Source organism: Luteibacter sp. P4_D7_3, from assembly GCF_056401735.1.
On sequence record NZ_JBFUIT010000183.1, the window covers coordinates 1 to 8,078 of the forward strand.

At 65.7% G+C, this 8,078-nt stretch carries 6 protein-coding genes and 1 pseudogene; 3 read left to right on the forward strand and 4 right to left on the reverse strand.

The genetic code is table 11. The features are described from left to right. Positions 1 to 1,205 (forward strand): NTP/NDP exchange transporter (locus tag AC1DSN_RS14895; protein WP_477331381.1); only part of this gene is annotated, 1,205 nt, incomplete at its 5' end. Here the strand turns inward: AC1DSN_RS14895 and AC1DSN_RS14900 are convergent. The 3 genes from AC1DSN_RS14900 to mtgA form a co-directional block, all read right to left on the reverse strand. Then, entirely contained in the window at positions 1,202 to 1,630 is a 429-nt protein-coding gene (locus AC1DSN_RS14900) for a CBS domain-containing protein (protein WP_063573153.1), read from the reverse strand. The two genes, AC1DSN_RS14895 and AC1DSN_RS14900, sit on opposite strands and share 4 nt — an antisense overlap. A gap of 74 nt (positions 1,631 to 1,704) precedes the next feature. Then, complete coding sequence (locus AC1DSN_RS14905; RefSeq protein WP_213950072.1) at positions 1,705 to 2,655, reverse strand: glycosyltransferase family 2 protein; 951 nt, start codon at positions 2,653 to 2,655, stop codon at positions 1,705 to 1,707. A gap of 9 nt (positions 2,656 to 2,664) precedes the next feature. Further along, positions 2,665 to 3,405, reverse strand: a complete 741-nt coding sequence (mtgA, locus tag AC1DSN_RS14910) for a monofunctional biosynthetic peptidoglycan transglycosylase (protein WP_477295638.1) — start codon at positions 3,403 to 3,405, stop codon at positions 2,665 to 2,667. Between the two features lie 106 nt (positions 3,406 to 3,511). Between mtgA and hslO the strand changes: the two genes are divergently transcribed. Beyond that, on the forward strand, positions 3,512 to 4,429 hold the full coding sequence (gene hslO, locus AC1DSN_RS14915; protein ID WP_477331383.1) for an Hsp33 family molecular chaperone HslO: 918 nt from the start codon (positions 3,512 to 3,514) through the stop codon (positions 4,427 to 4,429). Positions 4,430 to 4,484: 55 nt separating this feature from the next. Here hslO and AC1DSN_RS14920 read toward each other — a convergent pair whose 3' ends face one another. Further along, positions 4,485 to 7,385, reverse strand: coding sequence for a bifunctional diguanylate cyclase/phosphodiesterase (locus AC1DSN_RS14920; RefSeq protein WP_477331385.1), 2,901 nt, complete (start codon positions 7,383 to 7,385; stop codon positions 4,485 to 4,487). Positions 7,386 to 7,644: 259 nt separating this feature from the next. Between AC1DSN_RS14920 and AC1DSN_RS14925 the strand changes: the two are divergent. After that, positions 7,645 to 8,078: pseudogene (locus AC1DSN_RS14925) on the forward strand (hypothetical protein); the annotation flags it as partial.

Below are 8,078 nucleotides of genomic sequence, written 5' to 3' on the forward strand. Positions count from 1 at the left end.
CCTCCTATTACGTGATCCGACCGGTCCGCGACCAGCTGGTGGGAGCGGCGGGGTCGTCCTCGCTGCCCCTGTTCTACGCGATCGTGCTGGTGGTGATGCTGGCGCTGACCCCCGTGTTCGGCTGGCTGGTCTCGCGGTTCCCGCGCCGACGCGTCCTGCTGGGCAGTTATGTGTTCTTCGCCGCCTGCCTGGTCGGGTTCATCCCTGCCTTCGCCGTCCAGGACCGCATCGGTGCCGTCGCGCTGGGACGCGTGTTCTTTGTCTGGGTAAGCGTCTTCAACCTCTTCGTGGTGTCGCTGTTCTGGAGCTTCATGGCGGACATCTATCGCAGCGTGCAGGCGCGGCTGATGTTTCCGTTCATCGCCTTCGGCGGCATGGCGGGTGCCCTGGTCGGGCCCGTGCTGACATCCCTGCTCGTCGCATCGATCGGTGTACCTGCGCTGCTCCTGGTGTCGGCGATTACCCTGTTGATCGCGCTGGGGCTGCTGCTAACGTTGTCGGATGGGGGGGCGGCCAACGATACGAGCGGTGGTGCCCCGGTTGGCGGATCGTTGCTGGACGGCGCGAAGGCCGCGTTCGCCCAGCCCTTCCTGCGTTACATGGCCATCCTCATGCTGCTCAGCGATGGCATCGCCACGCTGGCCTACGCGCTCATGGCGGATTACACCAAGCTGCACTACCCCGGGATTGCCGAGCGCACCCGGTTCTATGCGGACCTGGATTTTGCGATCAACAGTTTCGGCGCCGTGCTGCAGCTCACCATCACGCCGCTGCTCATGCGCGGGCTGGGCACGGTCTGGGCGATGGTGCTGCCGACCCTCGTCAACTTCGTCCTGCTGGCCCTGCTGGGTATCTACGGCCCCGCGGACATCGCGGTATTCGGCTCTGTGGTCTCGTTGCTGACCATCGTGCAGATCGGGACGCGCGGCATGACCTACGGCATGACCAAACCCGCGTCCGATGCGCTTTACACGCGCATGCCGCGCGAGGCGCGTTACAAGGGCAAGAACTTCATCGAGACCACGGTTTGGCGGTTTGGCGACGTGCTGGTCACCTCGGCACTCACTGCCTTGCGCGGGCTGGGCGTCGGCATTGCCGGTCTCGGCCTGATCAGCGCGGCGCTCTGTGGCGTGGCCACCATCGTGGCCCGTCGCGCGGCGGTATCGCCCGACCTCCTTCCGGAGTCGGGCGCGAAGGACACCTAGCTGGTGATATAGCTCTCGAGCTGGTTGATCGTCTGCCTCTGCTCGGAAATCACCGCCTTGACCAGGTCGCCGATGGAGATCACGCCGACGACACGGTCGCCGTCACGCACCGGCAGGTGGCGCAGACGGCCGTCGGTGCACAAGCGCATGCACTCGTCCACCGTGGCACTCGTCGAGACCGTGATAACGGTCGGCGTCATGATGTCGGCGACGGGGGTGTCGCGGGAGGACCTGTCCTTCAGGATGACTTTCCGGGCGTAGTCGCGCTCGGAAACGATCCCGACCAGTTCACTGCCCTTGAGGACGACCAGCGCGCCGACATTCTTCTCGGCCATCTGGCGGATGGCGTCGTAGACCGGCGCGTCTGGCGCCACCGCATAGACTTCCTTGCCTTTGGCGTCCAGGAGATGCTTGACCTGCTGCATTCTCGACTCTCCGGGTGGAGGCGGCGCGCGTCGCCGCGATGGTCCAGTGTAGCGCCGTCAGCCGCCGCGAGGCGTCACGATGAGGTGAAGGGTGGCTCGCCGCCCTGGCGGGATTCCACGTAGTAAAGCGGGCGGCGTTTGCTCTCCGCATACGTTCGGCCCACGTACTCGCCGATGATTCCCAGGGCGAGCAGTTGAATGCCGCCGAGGAACAGGATCACGACCATCAGGGTCGGGTAGCCGCGCACCGGATCGCCCCAGAACAGCACCTTCAGCAACACCCAGATGCCATAGAGAAAGGCGAGGACGGCGGCCGAAAGGCCCACCCATGTGGCCACTCGCAAGGGCGCTGCCGAAAACGAGGTGATGCCCTCGATGGCCAGGTTGCCCAGGCGCCAGTAATTCCACTTGGTGGCGCCAGCGTAGCGGGCGTCGCGGTGATAGGTCACGGCGGTCTGCCGGTAACCGATCCAGGCGAACAGGCCCTTCATGAATCGCTGGCGCTCGCGCAGGCCACCCAGGGCGGCCACGGCGCGGCGCGAGAGCAGGCGGAAGTCGCCCGTGTCGCGCGGCAGCGGCGTGTCGGAGAGACGCTCCATGACGCGATAAAACGCCGCGGAGGTGAATTTCTTCAGGCGTGTTTCGCCGTCGCGTTCGCCGCGGGTCGCGTAAACGACGTCGAAGCCCTCGCGCCAGCGCGCGATGAGCTCGGGAATGAGTTCGGGAGGGTCCTGCAGGTCGGCGTCGATGACGACCACCGCGTCGGCATCGGCGGCGTCGAGGCCGGCGGTCATGGCGGCCTCCTTGCCGAAGTTGCGCGACAGCCGCAGTGCCGTCGCCCGCCCGTCGGCGCCCGAGATCGCACAGAGCTTCTGCCAGGTGTCGTCGCTGCTGCCGTCATCCACGTAGATCACGCGTGCCGTGGCCTCGATCCCGTCGAGTACCGCGCCGATCCGGGCATGGAACGCGTCGATGACATCGCTCTCGTTGTAAGCGGGAACCACAATGGCCAGTGAGAACGTCATGTCGATCCTTTAGCGAACGCGCCCGGCGACGGGTGCCGGTCGGGTGAGATAGGCGGGGCCGCCGAGTTGTCCCATCTGTTGCGCAATCCAGGCGGTGCGCTTCTGCACGTAGGCACTGGGCGCGTCGACGCGGAAGCGGCGCGGATTGGGCAGTACGGCTGCCAGCCGCGCAGCCTGGATCACGCCAAGGCGGTCGGGCGTGGTGCGATAGAACACGTCGCTGGCCGCGCCGACGCCGTAGATGCCGTTACCGAGCTCCACGATATTCATATAGACCTCGAGGATGCGACGCTTTGGCCAGGTTGCCTCGATCAGCACGGTGAAGTACGCCTCCAGTCCCTTGCGGACGAAGCTGCGTCCGTTCCACAGGAAGAGGTTCTTCGCCACCTGCTGGCTGATGGTGCTGGCGCCGCGCAGGCGTTTTCCTTCATCCGAGGCGTCGATCGCGTCCTGGATCGCATCGATGTCGAAGCCGTGATGAAACGGAAATTTCTGGTCCTCGCCGGCCACCATGGCCAGCCCGACCTGGGGCGACACGGCGTCCCACCCTACCCAGCGATGGCGAAAGGTGAAATCCGGCTCATGGGTGACGAATGCCTCCACGCGGCGCTCCATCATCATGGCGCTGGTCCACGGCGGCACGAAGCGCAGCAGGAGTACGACCAGCCATGACAGGGCAAACCAGGCAAGGATGACAAGGCCGACGTAGCGGGCAAGTCGAATCGGCAGCGAGCGGGGCGTCGGGCTCATGGCAGCGCGGTGGCAAAGGATGGCGCAGTATAGGGGCCCGGCGCGTGCCGGGCTTGTCGGTACGCCGGCATGGCCCCATCTTTCGTCGGATCACCAGGAGGCCACCGTGACCGATTCGATCGTCGAAACCCTGTCATCCGAAGACGTGCTGCACCGCTTCATGCTTGAGAAAGCAGGCGTTCGCGGCGTGCTCGTGCGCCTGGGCGCCAGCTGGCGCGAGATCGCTTCACGCGGTGACTACCCCACGGATATCCGCAACACGCTGGGCGAGGCGGCGGCGGCCAGTGCGCTGCTTACCGGAAACATCAAGTTCGATGGCTCACTGTCGCTGGAGTTCAAGAGCGAGGGTGCGCTGCGCCTGCTCTTTGCCGAGTGCACCGACCAGGGGCACCTGCGTGGCCTGGCGCGTTACGACGCCGACACGATGCCGTCGAGCCTGCACCTGAACGAGTTGCCGAACGCCTTGCTCGCCATCACGATCGGGCAGGTGGATCGCGGTCGTTACCAGGGCGTGGTGGATCTGGACGAGCCGTCGATCGCGAAGGCGCTGGAAAACTATTTCGAACGGTCCGAACAGCTGCCTGCGCGCATCCTGCTCGCCGCCAACGCCGACCATGCGGTGGGGCTCATGCTTCAGCCCATCGCGGGCGAAGGCGGCCACAGCGCCGCCGAAGACGACGATGACGCCTGGGCGCGCGTCGGCATCCTCACCGACACGCTGAGCAGCTCCGAGATGCTGTCGATCCTGCCGGAAGAGCTGCTCTACCGGCTGTATCACGAGGAGACCGTGAGCGTTTACGAGGCGAAGGGTCTCGCCTTCGGCTGCACCTGCTCGCAGGAGCGCGTGGAAGGCATGCTGCGTGCGCTGGGCCGAACGGAAGTCGAGGCCACCCTGGACGATCGTGACGGCGAGATCGAAGTCGTCTGCGAGTTCTGCGCCACGCGCTACGTGTTCGATCGCGTCGACGCCGAGCGCCTGCTGACACAGGTCGAAACCCCACCGTCCCCCTCAACCCTGCAGTAGCTCCGGCTTCCCTGTAGGAGCCGATTCATCGGCGAAAACCCGGTCGCGATAACCCCTACGCGTCGAGGGACAAGGGAGCAGCCAGCCATTTGCTAGCCGGCTGGGGCTGGGCGAACAGGAAGCCCTGGCCGAAACGGCAGCCGATGCGACGCAGTGCGCGCATCTGCGACTCGGTTTCGATGCCTTCGGCGATGACCTGCATGCGCAGCGAATTGGCCAGCGCCTGGATTGCCCGGACCACCGCCGTGCTGTGCGCGTCGGTGTCGGTGTCTTCGGAGGGCAGCTCGATCACGAAGGAACGGTCGATCTTCAGCGTCTCGATCGGGTACTGGTGCAGGTAGCTCAACGACGAGTAACCGGTGCCGAAATCGTCCAGCGCGATGCCGACGCCATGGTCTCGAAGGTTCTCGAGGATGCGTTTGACCTGCGCCGGGTTCTCCAGCAGCGCCCGCTCGGTGACTTCCACGCGCACGCACCGCGCCGGCACGCCGTGCTCGGCGAACAGGTCGAGCAGGCGCTGGTCGAGGTCTGGTGAGCGGAAGTGGCTGCCCGACACGTTGATGCTGACGAAGCCTTCGTCGCGTGTGAGGGCGCGCACCTGGCGGGCAACCTGCTCGAAAATCTGCCAGTCGATGGCTTCGGAACAACCGGTGTCTTCGGCCACGGAGAGAAAGTCCCCCGGCGGCAACAGACCGCGCTCCGGATGGCGCCAGCGCAGCAGGGCTTCGTAACCGACGACGCGGTTGTCTTCGAGGTCCACGATGGGCTGGTAAAACGGGACGAACTCATTGCGCGTGAGGGCGCGGCGCAGGTCGCCTTCCAGCTCAAGCAGCGAGAGCGCTTCACGGCGCAGGCGGTCGTCGAATACCGCTGCACGGTGGCGACCTTCGTCCTTCGCGCGGTACATGGCCGAGTCGGCGTCCCGCAGCAGTTCTTCGGGACGCGTGTATTCCGGCGTGGGCAGCGCAATGCCGATCGACGCGGAGGTGAAGATCTCCTTCGCGCCCAGGCGGAACGGCGTCTGCAGCTGCGCGATGATGCGCTCGGCGATATGCGTGGCGGCCTGCGGATCGGTGATGCCTTCCACGAGCACGGCGAATTCGTCGCCGCCCAGGCGTGCGACGACATCGCGTGTTTTCAGGCACGCACGCACGCGGCCACCGACCTGGAACAGGAGGTCGTCGCCCACGAGGTGGCCCACCGAATCGTTGATGACCTTGAAGCGGTCGAGGTCGATGAAGAGCACCGCGAAGAGATCGGCGGGATTCTCGCGGTAATGATTCAGCGCCTGCTCCAGGCGCTGCAACAGGAGCGTGCGGTTGGGCAGGCCGGTGAGCGAATCGTGCAGGGTCTCGTACTTGAGCCGCCGCTCGACACGCTCGCGTTCCGCGATCTGCTCGCGCAGGTCGCGGTTGGCCAGGGCCAGGGCACGTGTGCGTTCGGTCACCCGGCGTTCGAGGCTGGCGTAGGCCTGCTTGAGCGACTCGGTGGTGTACTTACGCTGCAGTGCATTGGCGATGTGGTAACTGACGAAGGTCAGCAGTTCCTGGTCGCGTGCGCTATAGGTGTGCTCGGGCGAATAGCTCTGCACCGCCAGCACACCCATCGATTTTTCGTTCCAGATGAGCGGCACGCCCAGCCAGTGGAGCGAGCGTGCGCCGCTGGTGGAAAGGACCTGGTCGCGATTGAGTCGGTCGATCTCCTCGCGGTCGGCGAGCAGGGCCTTGCCGTTACGCAGGACGAATTCGGTGAGGCCGCGGCCGAGCTCGCGCGGCTCGCGTGAGCCGTCGAGTTCGTCGACCGAATAAGGGAACGTCAGCTTGTTCTGGTCTTCGGAGAGCAGCGCGATATAGAAGTTGCGCGCGTACAGGAGGCCACCGATAACGCGATGCACGGCGGCGTAGAAGTTCTCGATGCTGTCCGAGGTGTTCGCCAGTTCGGCGATGCGGAACAGCGCGGCCTGCAAGCGCTCGCCACGCTGGCGTTGCAGCACCTGCTGGCGCAGGACGCGATTGGCTTCGCGCAGTGCGGCCGTGCGTGTGGTGACGCGGCGCTCGAGTTCTTCATGCGCCTGGCGGCGTTCGAGCGCCGTCTGCACGTGCTGGGCGACGTAGGTCAGCAGCTCGCGATCGTTCTGCGTATAGCGCGTGTCGTCGCGATAGCTCTGCACGACCAGGGCGCCGACCACGTCGTCGCCGCGTTTCATCGGCACACCGAGCCAGTCGTCGCTGGGCGGCCCGATCGATACGCGCGGGCCCGGAAGGTTTTTTTCCAGCTCCGTGCTCGCGCCCATCAGCGACTTACCGCCTTGCAGGACATGCCAGGTCAGCGAGTTCTCGATCGCATCGATCGGGCGGATGCCTTCCGGGTCCGGAATGTCGGGATCCAGCGAGTCGACGAAGTAGGGAAAGCGCACGGTGCGGTTCTGCGCGTCGAACAGCACGATGAAGAAGTTCTCGGCATACATGAGGCTGCCCACGATGCCGTGGAGCGCACTCATCATGTCCTTCATGTTGTGCTCGGCGCCGGCCTGCTCGGCAATGGCATAGAGAGCACGCTGCAGTCGCTCGGCGAGCGCCAGGCGCGAGATCGCCTCGTAGAGATTCGCGGTTTCGGCGAGCTGCCGCAGGCGTACCGAGGCCAGCCGGCCGAGCCAGTCGATCAGTTCGGCCGAATCGGGCAGGCTGGCCTCGGCCGTATGTAGTTCGAGGACCCGCTCGGTTTGCGGGTCGGTTCCCAGTTCGAGCACGGCATGGCCGCTCGAACGTGGCTCGGCGGCCCCGCGCCAGGCCACGCGGGCGCCCGGCATGAGGTGGCGGGCGAAGGCCTCGCTCTCGCTCCGGACCACTTCCGCCTCAGCCGCCCGTAGCAACCGCTCGACAGCCTCGCGCAACGGGGTGCTTTCACCGTGACCGGGCGCCTTGACGGACGGGCTTTGGGTTGGAGCGATAGTCATCGCCTGGCAAGGATTCCGGTATGGTCGGTTCAGTCTATATGCGTTAAGGCGGCCGCGCGATGGGGCGTGGAGCGCCAGTCTCAGGGGCCTTGCGCCAGCGTGCAACCTTTCCCCTTCATGCTCATAAACGGCAGGCGGGCCGATTCCTGAAGGTGGCCCTCCGGGGTGTTAGTAAAACGTAAAACGCGATACACTGGCGGTGTTCTCGCGAGGCTGATGCGGGACCTCGGGGATTTCAGCCACCTGCCGATAGATGACCATGCGCAGATCCTTTCTTACCTTGCTACTGCTGATGCCGCTCGCCGCGGCAGGGCAAGTTGCGCCGGTGGGTTCGGACGCCACGGCAACGCGGCTCCTGGGCCAGCAACCCGACGGTTACGCCCAGAATGCGCAGGGTTCGGTGCCGCTTTGGCGCGCCCCGGACGGTCGCATGCTCGCCCTCAGGTCAGACGATCGCACCGACGGTACCCAGCCGCTTGCCCTGCATGCGGTGAACGCCGGTCCGTTCCTTTCCAGTGGCCTGCAGTATGACCTCGGCCCGCATGTACAGGCCCACGCGAACATCACCGGCCAGGGCTGGATGAATTCCGTGGAATCCTGCGGTGCTTCCGGCGCGGCGCGAGGCGATCTCTGCAACGTGTCAGGGGCACCGCCGCGCATTGTCGGCAGCGAAGTAGGCGCGACGTATCGTGG

Coding starts and splice junctions, on each gene's coding strand:
- mtgA (WP_477295638.1), bottom strand. CDS start 3,405: ATGAGCCCGACGCCCCGCTCGCTGCCGATTCGACTTGCCCGCTACGTC.
- AC1DSN_RS14900 (WP_063573153.1), bottom strand. CDS start 1,630: ATGCAGCAGGTCAAGCATCTCCTGGACGCCAAAGGCAAGGAAGTCTAT.
- AC1DSN_RS14905 (WP_213950072.1), bottom strand. CDS start 2,655: ATGACGTTCTCACTGGCCATTGTGGTTCCCGCTTACAACGAGAGCGAT.
- AC1DSN_RS14920 (WP_477331385.1), bottom strand. CDS start 7,385: ATGACTATCGCTCCAACCCAAAGCCCGTCCGTCAAGGCGCCCGGTCAC.